The sequence below is a fragment of the Collinsella sp. AF04-24 genome, assembly GCF_003465685.1.
GTDB lineage: Bacteria > Actinomycetota > Coriobacteriia > Coriobacteriales > Coriobacteriaceae > Collinsella > Collinsella aerofaciens_AP.
The window spans coordinates 26,354-41,619 of sequence record NZ_QSBK01000021.1; the positions used below are offsets into that span (position 1 = coordinate 26,354).

At 58.1% G+C, this 15,266-nt stretch carries 10 protein-coding genes; 4 read left to right on the forward strand and 6 right to left on the reverse strand.

Annotation, left to right across the window (positions count from 1 at the left end; translation table 11 throughout):
- Positions 1-4: 4 nt before the first annotated feature.
- The 3 genes from murJ to uvrA form a co-directional block, all read right to left on the reverse strand.
- Positions 5-1,585 (reverse strand): murein biosynthesis integral membrane protein MurJ, encoded by a 1,581-nt coding sequence (gene murJ / locus DWV32_RS08485; RefSeq protein WP_117655647.1) that lies wholly within the window; start codon positions 1,583-1,585, stop codon positions 5-7.
- 105 nt (positions 1,586-1,690) lie between these two features.
- Positions 1,691-2,191 carry a Cys-tRNA(Pro) deacylase gene (gene ybaK / locus DWV32_RS08490; RefSeq protein ID WP_089573609.1) on the reverse strand — a complete coding sequence of 167 codons (501 nt, stop codon included), beginning with the start codon at positions 2,189-2,191 and terminating at the stop codon, positions 1,691-1,693.
- 132 nt (positions 2,192-2,323) lie between these two features.
- Positions 2,324-5,203: an excinuclease ABC subunit UvrA gene (uvrA, locus tag DWV32_RS08495; RefSeq protein ID WP_089573608.1), complete on the reverse strand. Its 2,880-nt coding sequence runs from the start codon at positions 5,201-5,203 to the stop codon at positions 2,324-2,326.
- A 193-nt stretch (positions 5,204-5,396) separates the two neighbouring features.
- Here uvrA and DWV32_RS08500 point away from each other — a divergent pair, with 193 nt between their 5' ends.
- From DWV32_RS08500 to DWV32_RS08515, 4 genes are all read left to right on the forward strand, one after another.
- Positions 5,397-7,550 (forward strand): LTA synthase family protein, encoded by a 2,154-nt coding sequence (locus tag DWV32_RS08500; protein WP_158566122.1) that lies wholly within the window; start codon positions 5,397-5,399, stop codon positions 7,548-7,550.
- Between the two features lie 145 nt (positions 7,551-7,695).
- The gene (locus DWV32_RS08505) at positions 7,696-8,526 is read left to right on the forward strand and encodes an Mrp/NBP35 family ATP-binding protein (RefSeq protein ID WP_022094864.1); all 831 of its coding nucleotides are present in this window, start codon (positions 7,696-7,698) and stop codon (positions 8,524-8,526) included.
- Complete coding sequence (locus DWV32_RS08510) at positions 8,527-9,798, forward strand: NAD(P)/FAD-dependent oxidoreductase (RefSeq protein WP_117757881.1); 1,272 nt, start codon at positions 8,527-8,529, stop codon at positions 9,796-9,798.
- A gap of 80 nt (positions 9,799-9,878) precedes the next feature.
- Positions 9,879-11,519: an NAD(P)/FAD-dependent oxidoreductase gene (locus DWV32_RS08515; RefSeq protein WP_117655644.1), complete on the forward strand. Its 1,641-nt coding sequence runs from the start codon at positions 9,879-9,881 to the stop codon at positions 11,517-11,519.
- Between the two features lie 65 nt (positions 11,520-11,584).
- On the opposite strand, the gene uvrB is transcribed toward DWV32_RS08515, so the two are convergent.
- The 3 genes from uvrB to coaE are packed head-to-tail and all read right to left on the reverse strand — an operon-like array spanning position 11,585 to position 15,092.
- The gene (gene uvrB, locus DWV32_RS08520) at positions 11,585-13,825 is read right to left on the reverse strand and encodes an excinuclease ABC subunit UvrB (protein WP_089573604.1); all 2,241 of its coding nucleotides are present in this window, start codon (positions 13,823-13,825) and stop codon (positions 11,585-11,587) included.
- A gap of 51 nt (positions 13,826-13,876) precedes the next feature.
- A complete protein-coding gene (locus tag DWV32_RS08525) occupies positions 13,877-14,458 on the reverse strand; it encodes a lytic transglycosylase domain-containing protein (protein ID WP_089573603.1) in 582 nt (193 codons plus the stop codon).
- Complete coding sequence (coaE, locus tag DWV32_RS08530) at positions 14,451-15,092, reverse strand: dephospho-CoA kinase (RefSeq protein ID WP_117564883.1); 642 nt, start codon at positions 15,090-15,092, stop codon at positions 14,451-14,453. Before coaE ends, DWV32_RS08525 begins: the two co-directional genes overlap by 8 nt.
- Positions 15,093-15,266 lie beyond the last annotated feature (174 nt).

Consider the following 15,266-nt stretch of genomic DNA (forward strand, 5'->3'; position numbering starts at 1 on the left):
GCACCTACTTGCGACGAATCAGCGCCGAGACCTCGGGCATCTTAAGGACGACGGCAAGGCCAAAGGTAACAGCAAGCGAGACGACACCCGCAACGCAAACGTAGCCAAGAGTAATCAGAATCGAGCCGCCAAGTGCCCCGACAAAGTGCTCAAGCGCCCACATGACGCCGGCGCCTGCGGCAGCACCCAGGCCACCGAGCAAAAGGCCAAAGAAACCGCCATGCAGGATAGATTTAACCTGAAGACCACGCAGACGACGACGCAGCCACCACAGCGAGCAACCGACCAAGATCACGTAGTCGACGACATACGAAAGCGCGATTGCCGGCATACCGAAGCCCAGCACAACGCCAAACAGCAGAACCGAGCCGGCCTGGCCGATGGCGGAATACAGGCAATAGCGGCTATAGGGCTTCATGTCGAGCAAGGCAGAGAAGCTCTTCTGCATCAGCACGACCACGCCGTAGAGCGGCAGCGAGAACGCCAAGTAGACAAGGAACTCGGACACCAGCGCCACGCCGGACTCATCGAACTTGCCAGCGCAGTAGATCATGTTGAGCGGACGCGCGAAGACAATCAGGTACAGCGCGAACGGAACCAGGAAGAACAGCATCTGGGCGACGCCACGCGAAATGCCCGTGCGAACGCTGTCGTAATCCTTCTCCTGTGCGTCGTGAGAGAGCTCGGTATAGAGCGCCGTCGAAAGCGAGGCGGCAATCAGCGCGTAGGGCAGCGTGTACCACAGGCGCGCATAGGCGATGACGGAAGGACCGGTCTCGGGCTGGACCACCAGCGCGGCAGCGTTCGTGATAGAAGTCGAGACAAACATGCACACCGTAGCGAGCAGCGTCGGGATACCGAGCGCAATCGTCTGGCGCAGTGCGGGGTCCTTAAAGTCGATATGGATATGGGGATGCACGCCGTGCTTGCCAAGCGCGGGGATCTGACAAGCCATCTGAACAAAGACACCGAGGGTCGTACCGGCCGCAATCAAGATGATGCCGGCACGTTCGCCAAACTGTGCGGACACGGGCGCAAAGCCCATAAAGCTCGCAATGACGATCACATTGTTGAGGACCGGGGCAAACGTCGACCAGAAGTAGTCGCGGTGTGCGTTGAGAACGCCCGAGAACACCGAGCCCAAACCATAAAACAGAATCTGGATGGCGAAGAAACGGAACATGAACGCAGCGGTATCCATGCTGCCGCCGTCACCCGAAAGGAACGATTGCGTCCAAATAAAGCCCGGAGCGAACACGGTCCCCAGCAACGAAATGCCACCCAGCACCAATAGCAGAATACCGAGCAGGTTGCCCACGTACTCGTTCGAGGCCTCGCGACCCTGCTCACGCCTCACGCCCATGTACACGGGCAAAAACGCCGTCACGAGCATGCCGCCCATCACGAGTTCGTAGAGCATATTGGGCAGGTTGTTGGCGACCTGATAGGAGGACGAGAGCAGCGACATGCCGATAGCGGCCGCCATTGCCCATGTGCGGATAAAGCCGGTGACGCGAGACACGATGGTCAGGATGGTCATAAGCCCGGCGGAACGACCAACCGTGGAGTAGTCCGACGAGCCCATATCATCAGTGCCATCTCGCGACGAAGAAGCTTCGGATGAGGGTGTCTGAGGCGCAGATTCTTTTGCAAAATGAGCTCCGCACTTCAATTCTTCCTGCGGCATCGCTCAGTCCTCTCTCGTAATCGGGGCGACCGTCGCCCCGCAAAATGCAATTAAATCATCGGGTGCAAGCTCAAGCTGATAACCACGCTTGCCTCCCGAAATAAAAATGGTATCCCAAAGGACACATGTCTCATCAATGAGCGTCCGGTAGCGTTTTTTCATACCGACCGGACTGCAGCCGCCGCGAACGTAGCCAGTCGCCGCAAGCAAATCCTTCACATGCATCATGGCCAAGGACTTCTCCCCCGCGGCACGCGCGGCGGACTTTAGATCGAGCTCGTCGGCAACAGGGATGCAGCACACGACATGGTCGTTGGACGGCGTCACGCAGACCAAGGTCTTAAATCCTTGTCCGGGCTCCTCGCCAAGCTGCTCCGAAATCGCGACCCCCAGGCCCGCCGACTCATCACCATCGTCTTCGTACGTATGTAGAACATAGGAAATGCCGGCGCTTTCCAGCTCGCGCATCGCATTGGTTTTTGGCGTCTTTACAGCCTTTGCCATGGCATATCCTTTCCCTCGCATTCGGACGCAAGGATTAAGTATATGTCCAATTCGGCTGCATACGTCACTTCGACACAGCAAGCGCCATCGAATCACAAGGAGTCGATGGCGCCCATAAACTGAATCGCCTATTTATTGAGCATCAAGTTGAGCCTGACGCTCCCGGTCACGCCTGAGCAACGGCGCCAAAAACTTGCCCGTATAACTTTGCGGACAGTCCGCAACCTGCTCCGGTGTGCCCGAAACCACGACGGTTCCGCCGCCGTTACCGCCCTCGGGGCCCATATCGATCAGGCGGTCGGCAACCTTGATGACATCAAGGTTGTGTTCAATCACCAGCACCGTGTTGCCCGCATCGACCAAGCGCTGCAGCACATCGAGCAGCTGGCGGACGTCCTCAAAATGAAGGCCGGTCGTCGGCTCATCCAAAATATAGAACGTCTTGCCCGTCTGGCGTCGATGAAGCTCCTTGGCGAGCTTCACACGCTGCGCCTCGCCGCCCGAGAGCGTCGTAGCGGGCTGGCCCAGGCTCACGTAGCCCAAGCCTACATCGTACAGCGTCTGGAGCTTGCGCTTAATCTGCGGGATATTCCCAAAGAAGGCCAGTGCCTCGGTGACGCTCATGTCGAGCACGTCCGAGATAGTCTTACCACGGTAGGTGACCTCAAGCGTCTCGCGGTTATAGCGTTTGCCGCCGCAGACCTCACAGGGGACATAGATATCGGGAAGGAAGTGCATCTCGATCTTAATTTGTCCGTCGCCCTTGCATGCTTCGCAGCGACCGCCGCTCACGTTAAAGGAGAAACGTCCCGGCGAGTAGCCGCGCGCCTTCGACTCCGGCGTACTCGCAAACAGCGCGCGAAGATCATCCCACAGGCCAATGTACGTAGCAGGGTTGGAACGCGGCGTGCGGCCAATCGGCGACTGGTCGATATCGATAACCTTATCGATACACTCGATGCCCTCGATTTTCTTATACGGACCCACAGGGCGCGTCGAACGGTGAATGGCATTCGTAAGGGCAGGTGCGATAGTGTCGGTAACCAGGGAGCTCTTACCCGATCCCGACACGCCGGTAACGACCGTAAGCGTACCAAACTCGATCTTGGCGGTAACGTTTTTGAGGTTGTTGGCGCGGGCGCCCGTGATCTTAAGGCAGCCGCGACCGGGCTTGCGGCGTTCATCGGGAACCCGGATCATTCGTTTGCCGGTCAGATAAGCGCCCGTCATCGACTCGGGACGCGCCATGATATCGGCAGGCGTTCCCGCCGCGACTACGTGTCCGCCGTTCACGCCCGCGCCGGGGCCCATGTCGATCACATAGTCGGCAGCACGAATCGTATCCTCATCATGCTCGACGACGATGACGGTATTGCCGATATCGCGTAGGCGCTCAAGCGTCTTGATCAGGCGCTCGTTATCGCGCTGATGGAGGCCAATCGATGGCTCGTCCAAAATGTACAGGACACCCATGAGGCCGGCGCCGATCTGCGTTGCCAGGCGAATGCGCTGGGCCTCGCCTCCGGAAAGCGTCGCCGAGGCACGATCGAGGGTCAGATAGTCGAGTCCGACATCGACCAGAAAACGCAAGCGCTCCAGGATTTCCTTGACGATGCGCCCGCCGATAAACTGTTGGCGCTCGGTGAGTTCCAGGCCCTCAAAAAACTCGAGCGACTCACGGCACGATAGGCAGCAGACCTCGTAAATGGACTTGCCGCCCACGGTGACGGCGAGCATCTCGGGGCGCAAACGAGCGCCGTGGCAGCTCGAGCACGGCTCCTCGCGGATGTACTTCTCCAAGCGCGCCTTGGTGTTCTCATTCGTCGTCTCGGTATAGCGCTCGTACAGGATATTGCGCACGCCCGAGAACTTGGTGTCCCACTGGCTGCGGCGCCCATCGAGCTTTTGATAGTCGACCGAAATCTTCTGGTCGCCCATGCCGTCTAAAAACGCGCGACGCACCCGCGGAGGCAGATCCTCCCACGGCGTATCGACGCTCACCTTAAAGTGTTTGCAGACCGCAGCGAAAATCTGTGGATAGTAGTTAGAGTTGCCAAACAGGCTGCCAAAGACCCCGTCGGCGATCGACTTCGAGGGGTCTTCGATTAGGGCCTCGGCATCGACCGTCTTCTTAAGGCCCAGGCCATCGCACTCTGGGCACGCGCCATAGGGCGCGTTGAACGAGAAATCACGCGGCTGCAGGTCATCGATGGAGTGCCCATGCTCCGGGCACGCTAACGCCAGCGAATACTCCAGCAACTCGCCTTCGGTCCCCTCGGGAGCGTCGCGGTCGGGCAGCAAGTATACGTTCACATTGCCGTGCGCCAGCACGGTCGCCTGCTCAACAGACTCGGCGATACGGCCCAGAGAGTTCTCACGGATCACGATGCGGTCGACCACGACCTCGATATCGTGCTTGAACTTCTTGTCCAGATCGATCGGATCGTCGAGCGAGCGCACTTCACCGTCGACACGCACGCGGCTAAAGCCCTCGGCGCGAAGATCCTCAAACAGTTTGGTGTACTCGCCTTTTCGCCCGCGCACCACCGGTGCCAGCACAAACGCGCGGCGGCCCTCCCCCGCCGTCAAGACCTTGTCGGCAACCTGGTCGGTCGTCTGGCGCTCAATGACACGGCCGCATTCGGGACAGTGCGGGGTGCCCACACGGGCGAACAGCAGGCGCAGATAGTCATAAATCTCGGTTACGGTGCCAACCGTCGAGCGAGGGTTTTTAGACGTCGTCTTTTGGTCGATCGACACCGCCGGCGAAAGGCCGTCGATTGAATCCAAGTCGGGTTTGTCCATCTGTCCCAAGAACTGGCGCGCATAGCTCGAAAGACTCTCGACGTATCGACGCTGGCCCTCGGCATAGATAGTGTCAAATGCCAGCGAACTCTTGCCCGAGCCAGAAAGACCGGTAATGACCACGAGTTGGTCACGCGGAATGGAAACATCGATATCACGGAGGTTGTGCTCACGGGCGCCGCGAATAACGATAGAAGAATCAGACATGGAAGCTCCTTGCCTCCTATTGCATCGAATCATACTGCCGATGAGTTTAGCGCACTCGACGCGCACAGGTGTTCGTAATACAAGATTCGCAGACCTTTAGCTTTGCGTATCGGGCGCTTTGTTTCTCGAAATGCCGTGGAAAGGTTACAGTAATCTAATACTGAACTTAATTTGCTATACCAGAGGAACGTCCATGACCGAAGATATCCCCCTTGAAATCACTTCGAGCGACATGGCCAATCTGCCCATATTCATCGCCGTCCTTATCGTGGCCGCCGTCGTCGTGCGCGTGTATTTTTCAATCAAACGCAACGAAAAGCCACCCATTGCCCGCGTCTTTTGGTGCGCGACGCTCCTCATCCCGCTCGGCGTGGCAGCTGCATGGGTTACGAATCAATTGCTCGTAAATGAGGGCAGCTCCCTATGGGTCCTTTCTTATTCGGCGCTCGGTGCTGCCGCCGTCATGCTTCTTGTCGAGCCCTTGGTTTCGGGACTTATCGACCAAACCGACCTTGCGACGGGAACGGTTGCCTGTATTTGCCGTGACATCCTTGTCATCGCCGCTGTTTCAGCGCTCTCGTTCGTTTCACTCGAAATTGCCTGCAACGAAACGTTCTATCGCATTCCCGCCAACTCATTCGGGTTTTCCGTCGGGTTGCTCGCGACGGTTCTGCTCTCCCTTTATTTGCTGGGACAGCGTCATGGAGGCGTCATGGTCCTCGTGCCCGTCGTCTGTTGCGTCCTTGGCATTGCCGAGCACTTCGTCATAACGTTTAAAGGCGAAGCCATCCTGCCAAGCGATATCTTGGCCCTTGGCACCGCAATGGAAGTGAGCGAGGGATACGAGTTTACCTTTACCGCCGGAATCGTAACCTCTCTCGCCCTGCTGGAGATTTCCCTGGGGCTTCTTTCGCTCATCCGACCGCGAAAGCTCCGTACGCCCACCCATGTCTTCCCCGCTATCGCCGCTAACCTCTGTGCTTTTCTGCTAGTGACCGTTGTGGGGCTCTCAGGCTTTTCCAACATCGACTTGGAGCAGGCGCTGGATTTTGGATTTGACCGTTGGCAGCCCATCACCACGTATGCGTCTCAGGGTTTTATCACTTCGTTCACCGAAATGGTCAACGAGTTGCCCATTGAGAAGCCCGAAGACTATACGCCCGATGAGGCGCAGAGCATCGAGCAGGAGCTCGCCGCCGTCTACGACAGCACATATGGCTCGAGCGAACAGCGCGCGGCGGCCGTTGCCCAGTTCAATGAAATCAAGCCGACGATTGTTGCCATCATGAACGAGAGTTTTAGCGACCTTTCGTGCTTTGAGCAGCTCCAGGCGGCCGGGTACTCCGGCCCCGCATTCTACAACTCGCTTCCCGACACACTTGTTCGCGGCACCATGCTCGCTTCGGTCGCCGGTGGCGGAACGGCGAACTCCGAATTCGAATTTTTGACCGGAGCGACAACGGCCTTTGTCGGATTAGGCAAGATCCCCTATCAGCTGTATCAGATGAATGGCGTAAACAGCCTGGCAAAGGACCTTAAAGAGCTTGGGTATACCACTACCGCTATGCACCCGCAAAACCCCGTCAACTACCATCGAGATAAAATCTATCAGCAGCTGGGCTTTGGAGACTTTCTTTCAATCGGCGATTTCGAAGGTGCGCCCTATTACCATGCCGGCGTATGCGACTACGCCACCTACGACAAGATACTCGACCTGCTTAGAACCGACGAAGCGCCGCAGTTCATCTTTGACGTCACGATGCAAAATCACGGCGGCTACGACTATGGCACCGTTCCCGCCGAAGAGCTGACAAACTATTGGGTCGAGGGAGCCAGCGAAGGCGCCAACAGCGCGCTCAACACCTATCTCACCTGCATCAACGCATCCGACCGGGACCTCGAGTACTTTATCAACGAGCTCCGCAACATCGGCAGACCGGTTGTTCTTGTCTTTTTTGGCGACCATCAGCCGAGCGCCGCAACGACTCTCAACGACGAGCTGTACCCTCAGGAAGATACGGCAAGCCACGCTTTCCGTATCTATCAGTCGACATATCTCGTCTGGGCTAACTATGAGATCGCCGGCAATACCGAGCTCAACGTCTACGACACCGTCGGGGCAAACGAGATTGCAGCCATTACCCTTAATAAGATCGGCGCCCCGCTCACCAATTACCAAAAGGCCCTGCTTGCGACAAGGTCAGATGTGCCCACCATCAATGTCGCCGGCTATCTCGGTGCCGACGGGCTGCGCTACGACTTGGAATCGGAAGACAGCCCATACGCCTCGACGATCGACAAGCTGCAGCGCATGCAGTACCTCGAGTTCGCCAGCAAAGTTCAGTAAGCCCGCCCATTCGCTTGGGCCCATCATATTGCAAGCGCACTCGGCCCAAATGCATCGCAAATGACTCCCGCTCGCAAACGAGGGTACAATGACGCTCGTGTCACATCGCGGGGCCCCGGCCCCAGCATATACAAAGGAGTCATACATGGGTTGCGAACACGCACAGGCCGCCGGCGGACAAACGTCGCCATCGCAATTTGAGGAGAACACGCTGTCCGAGGTCAAGCGCGTCATCGCCGTGCTTTCCGGCAAGGGCGGTGTCGGCAAGTCGTTTGTCACCGGCGCCATCGCCACCGAGCTTGCCCGTCACGGCCACAAGGTCGGCGTCCTCGATGCCGACATCACCGGTCCCTCTATCCCCAAGATGTTCGGTATGAGCGGACGCCACGTCCATGCCCTTGGCAACCTTATGCTGCCCGAAATCTCCGAGCACGGCGTCAAGGTCATGAGCTCCAACCTGCTGCTCCAAAACGAGACCGACCCCGTCCTTTGGCGCGGTCCGGTCATCGCAGGCGCCATTAGGCAGTTCTGGAGCGAGACCTCGTGGGGCCCCATCGACTACCTGCTGGTCGACATGCCTCCGGGAACAGGCGACGTCGCGCTCACCGTCTTCCAGTCGCTGCCGGTCGACGGCATCGTCATCGTCACGAGCCCGCAGGATCTGGTCTCGATGATCGTCGCCAAGGCGGTCAACATGGCCGAGAAGATGAACGTCCCCATTCTGGGCATTGTCGAGAACATGAGCTATATTGAGTGCCCCGACTGCGGCAAGAAGATCGAGGTCTTTGGCAAGAGCAAGCTCCCCGAGGTCGCAGAGCGCTATAACCTCGACATCTTGGGCCAGCTTCCCATTAATCCGGCACTCGCCGAGGCCTGCGATAAGGGCGAGGTCGAGACCGCGCTGCCCGATGGCATGTTGCCCAAGGCAGTCTCTGCCGTCGAGGCTATTACCCCGCACGAGACCGACGAGGCCTAAGTGAACGCGAGCGCCCTCTATGACGTCTTGGTAATCGGCGGCGGGGCTTCAGGCCTCGCCGCCGCCATTACGGCCGCACGCGCTGGCAAAAGCGTCTGCATCGTTGAGCGCGATGTCGCCTGCGGCCTCAAGCTCCTTGCGACCGGTAACGGCCGTTGCAACCTCTCCAACGAATCGATTGATCCTCAGCGGTATAACCACCCAGCATTCGTCACATCCGTCATGGGCCCCCAGCCCGAACAAGAGCTTATGGGTTTCTTCTCCTCGCTGGGTATCATGACAACCTCCGAGGAAGGCTGGCTGTACCCGCGCTCCCTTCGCGCCGAATCGGTGCGCGACGCGCTTCTCAACGTTTGCGACCGCCTAGGTATCACCTTAATCTGCGGAGCCTACGTTGCCTCGGCGCACAAAGCTTCCGAAGGCTGGGCACTCCAAATAGACCGTCCAGCGCGGGCGCTCAAGGCAAAAAAGCACGACGACCGAAAATCGGAGCTCCGCTCGCTTCGGAAAGCGCTCGCTGATGTCCCTCGCAAGAACGTGGCCCTGCAGGCACATGCCGTAATTATCGCCACGGGCGGCAACCCCACCGGTATCGCCGATACGTTTCGCCTCCCCCTCACTTCGCTGCGCCCCATCCTCTGCCCCGTATCGGCAACGGTCTTTGGCGATCGGGCGGCGCTCAAGACGTTGGATGGCCTGCGCGTCCGCGCCCGCTTGACGCTCGCCCGCAATCATAATGAGCTCTGGCACGAAGACGGTGAAGTGCTGTTTCGAACCTTCGGTATCTCGGGCGTCGCTGTCTTCAACCTCTCTCGTCGTATCCAGCACGGCGATACGATCCTGCTCGACGTTTTCCCCGACCTCTCCAAAGACGAGTTGCTCGATACGCTCAACCGGCGCGTTGAGCTGCTCGGCGGCTTTTCGCCCCGCGATCCCCGTTGGCTCGACGGCATGCTCGCCCCGCAACTCTCCCGCGTCGTCTGCACAGCGTTCGAGCAGTGCCATCCAGGCTCCAACGATGTCATCCACCTGGTCTCGATCCTCAAGCACTTTAAGTTGCTCGTCAAGGGAACAGCCGAGGAGCGCTCAGCGCAGGTCACGCGTGGTGGCGTATCTGTCGAGAGCATCTCAACACCCAGCCTACGCGCGCGCAGCGTTGTCGACGCCCCGCTTTACGTCTGCGGTGAAGCGCTCGACATCGACGCCGATTGCGGAGGCTTTAACCTTGCGTGGGCCTGGATCTCGGGCATTCGCGCTGCAAGCAGCCTGTAGCCGCGCAGTCTATAATCAAAAACGCATTCGGGCCGTCTGGGATACCGGACGGCCTCTTTCTTGCCTCTAAGGAGACCTCGATGATCGAAATCACCCAAGTCAACGCGTCGCTCGATGAAGCCGACGATGAAAATGCCTGTCTCATTGTTGGCAAGCGAGTCGCCAAGCGCGTCCTACGTTGCAAGGACTCCGAGATCAAGTCCATCGAGCTCCACCGCAAGTCAATCGACGCTCGCAAAAAACGAGACGTCCATTTTATCCTGAGCTTTCGTGTTGAGCTGACTAGTCCCCACCTCGAGCGAGAAGCGGTCGACAGCGTTGCCGAGCGTGACCGCTCGCGCGTACGCGCGATAGAAGACGATGAGCCTTCATTCCCCTCCCCCGCCTCCGACGTACCTCAAGAACGCCCTGTCGTTGTCGGCGCCGGATGCGCCGGCCTTTTCGCTGCGCTTACGCTCGCCGAAGCAGGTCTTAAGCCCTTGCTCATCGAGCGCGGCGACCCGGCATTTCGCCGCTCGCAGGCGATCGACCTCTTTCTAAAGGAGCGCATCCTCGACCCCGAGAGCAATATCCAGTTTGGCCTGGGCGGCGCGGGGACCTTCTCGGACGGCAAGCTCAATACGGGAACCAAAAATCCCGCCCATCGCCTTATCCTCGAAACCTTCGTCGAGGCGGGTGCGCCCCGCGATATTCTGTGGGATGCCAAGCCGCACATTGGCTCCGACATCCTTCCCACGGTCGTCACCGCTATATCCCAGCGCATCGAGCAGCTCGGAGGTGTCGTCCGTTATCGAACGAAGCTCGTCGACATTCGCATCGACGCGTCTGGCGCCATCACCGGTATTGATGTCCAATCGTCCCAAGACACCGCTTGCGAGCCAATCGAGACAAAGCACCTCATCCTCGCCTGCGGGCATTCTGCTCGCGATATTTTTGAGCTCCTTAAGGACCACAACGTGGTCCTCGCACAAAAGACCTTTGCCATGGGCGTTCGCATCGAGCATCCGCAGCGCGACATCGACCGAGCCCAATTCGGAGCCTCTGCGGGACATCCTGCCCTCGGAGCAGCCCCCTACAAGCTCGTCGCCCATCTTCCCAACGGCCGCAGCGTGTTCTCGTTTTGCATGTGTCCCGGCGGGCAGGTTGTCGCCGCCTCTTCCGAGCAGGGCCACTTGTGCGTCAACGGCGCCAGTCTCAATGCCCGCGACGGACGCAACGCAAATGCCGCCCTGCTCGTTAACGTCACGCCTGAGGACCTTCCCAACGATGACCCACTCGCCGGCATCGAGCTCCAGCGCGCCTGCGAGGCGGCCGCCTACCGCCTGGGCGGTTCCAACTGGAACGCACCGGCACAGCTCGTCGGAGATTTCCTCGCAGGACGCGCCAGCAAGGCGCCCGGAAAGGTAAAGCCCACCTATCCGCTCGGTGTGACCTGGACGGCAATTGACGAAGCCCTGCCGCAGCATATCGTCGAGTCGCTCCGCCTGGGACTTCCCCTACTTGGAAAAAAGCTACGAGGCTACGACCGCTCCGATGCTGTCCTTACCGGCGTGGAGACTCGCTCGAGCTCACCGGTCACCGTCACCCGAGACCGAACATGCCATGCCGTGTCGACCCCGGGCCTCTACCCTTGCGGTGAGGGAGCTGGATATGCCGGCGGCATCATGAGCGCCGCCACCGACGGCATCCGTTGTGCCGAAGCCCTGATCGCAGACCTCTAACGCACGAATTCCAGCGCGCAAAAGACGCATGCCCCGAGCTCCGCAGGGAACTCGGGGCATGTTCGCTATTTCTTAAACCGTGCACCCTGGCGTTTTCTGCCCGATGCGAACGTGGAACCCTTGCGAGCCTGCGAACGTAAGCGCTCGATCGTCTCGTCCTCAGACGCACCCTCGAGCATCGCCCGAATCTGAACGACGGCATCGCGCAGGCGCGCCGCCTCCTCAAAGTCCATGGCGGCAGAAGCGTTACGCATATCCTCTTCCATGGTTTCGACGATCCGCACGAGCTCGTCATGCGGCAGTTCTTCCAACTGCTCCGCAAGTGTCTGCTCGGGCGCCACCGTTTCCGGCACGCCACCCTCGCCCGACTCATCGGGCGTATAGAATGCGCCATGGCCAAGAGAGTCGCCCTTCGAGCGTCCCTTGGAACCCACGGTTTTTTCGGCCTCGGCAATAAAACTTGAGATGTCGTTGATGGCCTTGCGCACCGTCTTGGGCACAATGCCATGCTCTTCGTTATATGCCATCTGAATCTCGCGACGGCGCTGCGTCTCCTCGATGGCCTCTTTCATCGAATCGGTCACAACGTCAGCATACATGATGACTTCGCCATCGGCGTTACGGGCCGCGCGGCCAATCGTCTGAATCAGCGAACGGCGGTTGCGCAAGAAGCCTTCCTTATCGGCATCGAGAATTGCCACCAGTGAGACCTCGGGAAGATCCAAGCCCTCGCGAAGCAGGTTGATGCCAACGAGAACATCGATCTTGCCCTCGCGCAGCGTTCGCAGGATCTCGACACGATCCATTGTCGCCGTATCAGAATGCATGTAATTGACCTTAATGCCCGCATCAAGCAGATGGTCGGTCAGGTCCTCGGCCATGCGCTTGGTCAACGTGGTCACCAGCACGCGCTCCTTGCGGGCAACGCGCTCGCGAATCTCGTCCTCAAGATCGTCAATCTGACCGCGAACCGGACGCACATCGATCTTGGGATCGAGCAGGCCGGTCGGACGAATAATCTGCTCAACATCGTTCTGGCTCACCCGCAGCTCGTAGTCGCCCGGCGTGGCCGAAACGTAGATGAACTGGGGGATCCTTGCCTCAAACTCATCGAAACGAAGCGGGCGGTTATCGAGTGCCGAAGGAAGGCGAAAACCGTGTTCCACCAGCGTCACCTTACGCGAGCGGTCACCTTCGTGCATGCCGCGAATCTGCGGCACCGTCACATGGCTCTCATCGATGATGCAGAGCATGTCCTTAGGGAAGTAATCGATCAGGGTAAACGGCGGCTCGCCCGGTTTTCGACCGTCCAGATGACGCGAGTAGTTCTCGATACCGTTACAAAAACCCATGGTCTCGAGCATCTCGAGATCATAGTCGGTGCGCTGCTGCAGACGCTGTGCCTCGAGCAACTTGTCGGTCGCCTTGAGCTCGGCCACACGCTTCTCGCACTCTTCACTGATTGATTTCAGAGCCGCCTTGACCTTCGGCTTCTCGGTCACGTAGTGCGATGCCGGCCATACGGGGATGGCCTCGTACTCACGAAGCATCTCACCGGTAACCTCATCGATCTCGGCAATAAGCTCAACCTCGTCGCCAAAGAACTCAAACCGCAACGGATGCTCGGCATAAGGCGGATACACGTCGACAACATCGCCGCGCACGCGGAACGTGCCGCGCGCTAGGTCATAGTCATTGCGATCATATTGAATGTCGATAAGTGCATGGATAAAGTCATCGCGCTCGAGCGGCACCTTCTTGTCGACGTTTGGAGCCAGACCCGCATAGTCCTCAGGAGAGCCAATGCCATAGATACACGAGACCGATGCGACAACGATCACATCGCGTCGAGAGAGCAGTGACGCGGTCGCCTGATGGCGCAGCATCTCGACCTCTTCGTTAATCGAGGAGTCTTTCTCGATATATGTATCGCTTTGCGGCACATACGCCTCGGGCTGATAGTAGTCGTAGTACGAGACAAAGTAGACCACAGCGTTGTTGGGAAAGAACTCTTTGAGCTCGCTCGCAAGCTGAGCGGCGAGCGTTTTATTGGGAGCCATGACCAGCGTCGGCTTCCCCAGGGCCTCAATAGTCTTAGCCATCGTGAAGGTCTTGCCCGAACCAGTCACGCCCAGCAAAACCTGATAGCGATCTCCGTCCCTCACACCCTGCACAAGCGACTCAATGGCCTTAGGCTGAGAACCTGCAGGCTCATAGGGAGACACGACCTCAAACGGCACCTCAGAGCCCTCAACGCCAAAACGTTTGAGCTCTCCTCCAACACGCTCAACTTCAAATTCCGCCATGGATACTCCTAACTCATATATCTGCAGTATACGCAGGCGGCAGGCATAGTCCTATACGAACCGATCGGGATAGAGGGTCTTGTAGCGAACCCAGGCATTATTGACACGAATCAGATACGCCTGCGTCTCGGGAAAGGTGATTGCATTATGAAGCGACGTGCTCTGCTGCGCCCATCCGTCGACATTGCCCATGCCGGCGTTATAGGCGGCAATGGCGCTGTCAGTCGACCCGTTAAAATACGTTAGAAGATACGAAAGATACGCACAGCCAAACTCGATGTTCGTAGCGGGATCGTTAAGGTTGTCGGCGGAATACTCGCTACCATCGACAAGACCCTTGGCAATCATATCCTGGGCAGTCTCGGGCATCAGCTGCATCAATCCCCGAGCGCCTTGATTCGACTCAGCCTCGGGATCCCAATTCGATTCCGACTTTATGACAGCACACACCAGATATGGATCAAGATTGTGCGAAATGCTCGATTGCTTTACATACGCCTCGTAGTCAATTGGATACAAAGGCTTAAAGAAGGCGGCAGGAGCATACGAGTAGACGAGCGAAATAAAGCCGAAGACGAGCACAACGGCAAGTGGCGCAACGCGATACCACGTAAAGAAACGTGTCTTAGGCATCGGCCTCCTCCTTATCCGTTACATCCCCGAAGCCATGGCGCACAAGCCATGCGTCCAGTTGTTCAAAGAGCGAATTATCGCCTCCCGCATTATCGATTACCGTCGTAGCGAGATTGCAAAGCGAAGCCTCATCAGGTTGGCATGCAGAGCGAGCATCAAAATCAGAGGACTCCATACCACGATGAATGGCACGCTCGCGACGAACTGCCAAAGGAGCACTGATAACCAGAATTTCATCAGCCAGGCCAAAAGCATCCTCAAAACCAGTCGGGGCAGAAACCTCGACAACCGCAAAGGGATAACGGGGGGACGAAACCGTACAACAAACCGGATCGAGAATCCTAAGCGAAAGCTGTTCAATGAGAACGGGGTGCACAAGGCCATTGAGCCGTGCGACCGAATCAGGAGAAGCGAAAGCTCGAGAAGCGAGGATGCTGCGGCGAATGCCGCCCTCCTCATCCAAAATATCCCAGCCAAATTCTTCCGCGAGGGCATTGACGATATCGGAGCCTGGCACATACAGCGATTTGGCAAGCTCGTCCAGATCGATAAGCATGGCGCCATGAGATTCGAGATAGCGGCAGGCAGTCGACTTACCCGAAGCAATATTGCCCAAGACAAAAACGGTAAACATCAAGTCCTCCCTAACGCCAATGGGAGTTATTATCGCGCAAATACAAAAGAAGGACTCAAAATACAGCCAAACAGTAAGACAAGCTAAAAGAAGGCGAGTTCTTGTATTACAGCTCTTTATAAAACGCAAAAAAGGGGGAGGCCGCGAGGCCTCCCCCTTCTTCAAGTCATCCGA

What these genes read in the sequence shown, in the direction of transcription:
- murJ (WP_117655647.1), bottom strand. Translation starts at nt 1,585, where the DNA reads ATGGGCTCGTCGGACTACTCCACGGTTGGTCGTTCCGCCGGGCTTATG.
- ybaK (WP_089573609.1), bottom strand. Translation starts at nt 2,191, where the DNA reads ATGGCAAAGGCTGTAAAGACGCCAAAAACCAATGCGATGCGCGAGCTG.
- uvrA (WP_089573608.1), bottom strand. Translation starts at nt 5,203, where the DNA reads ATGTCTGATTCTTCTATCGTTATTCGCGGCGCCCGTGAGCACAACCTC.
- DWV32_RS08500 (WP_158566122.1), top strand. Translation starts at nt 5,397, where the DNA reads ATGACCGAAGATATCCCCCTTGAAATCACTTCGAGCGACATGGCCAAT.
- DWV32_RS08505 (WP_022094864.1), top strand. Translation starts at nt 7,696, where the DNA reads ATGGGTTGCGAACACGCACAGGCCGCCGGCGGACAAACGTCGCCATCG.
- DWV32_RS08515 (WP_117655644.1), top strand. Translation starts at nt 9,879, where the DNA reads ATGATCGAAATCACCCAAGTCAACGCGTCGCTCGATGAAGCCGACGAT.
- uvrB (WP_089573604.1), bottom strand. Translation starts at nt 13,825, where the DNA reads ATGGCGGAATTTGAAGTTGAGCGTGTTGGAGGAGAGCTCAAACGTTTT.
- DWV32_RS08525 (WP_089573603.1), bottom strand. Translation starts at nt 14,458, where the DNA reads ATGCCTAAGACACGTTTCTTTACGTGGTATCGCGTTGCGCCACTTGCC.
- coaE (WP_117564883.1), bottom strand. Translation starts at nt 15,092, where the DNA reads ATGTTTACCGTTTTTGTCTTGGGCAATATTGCTTCGGGTAAGTCGACT.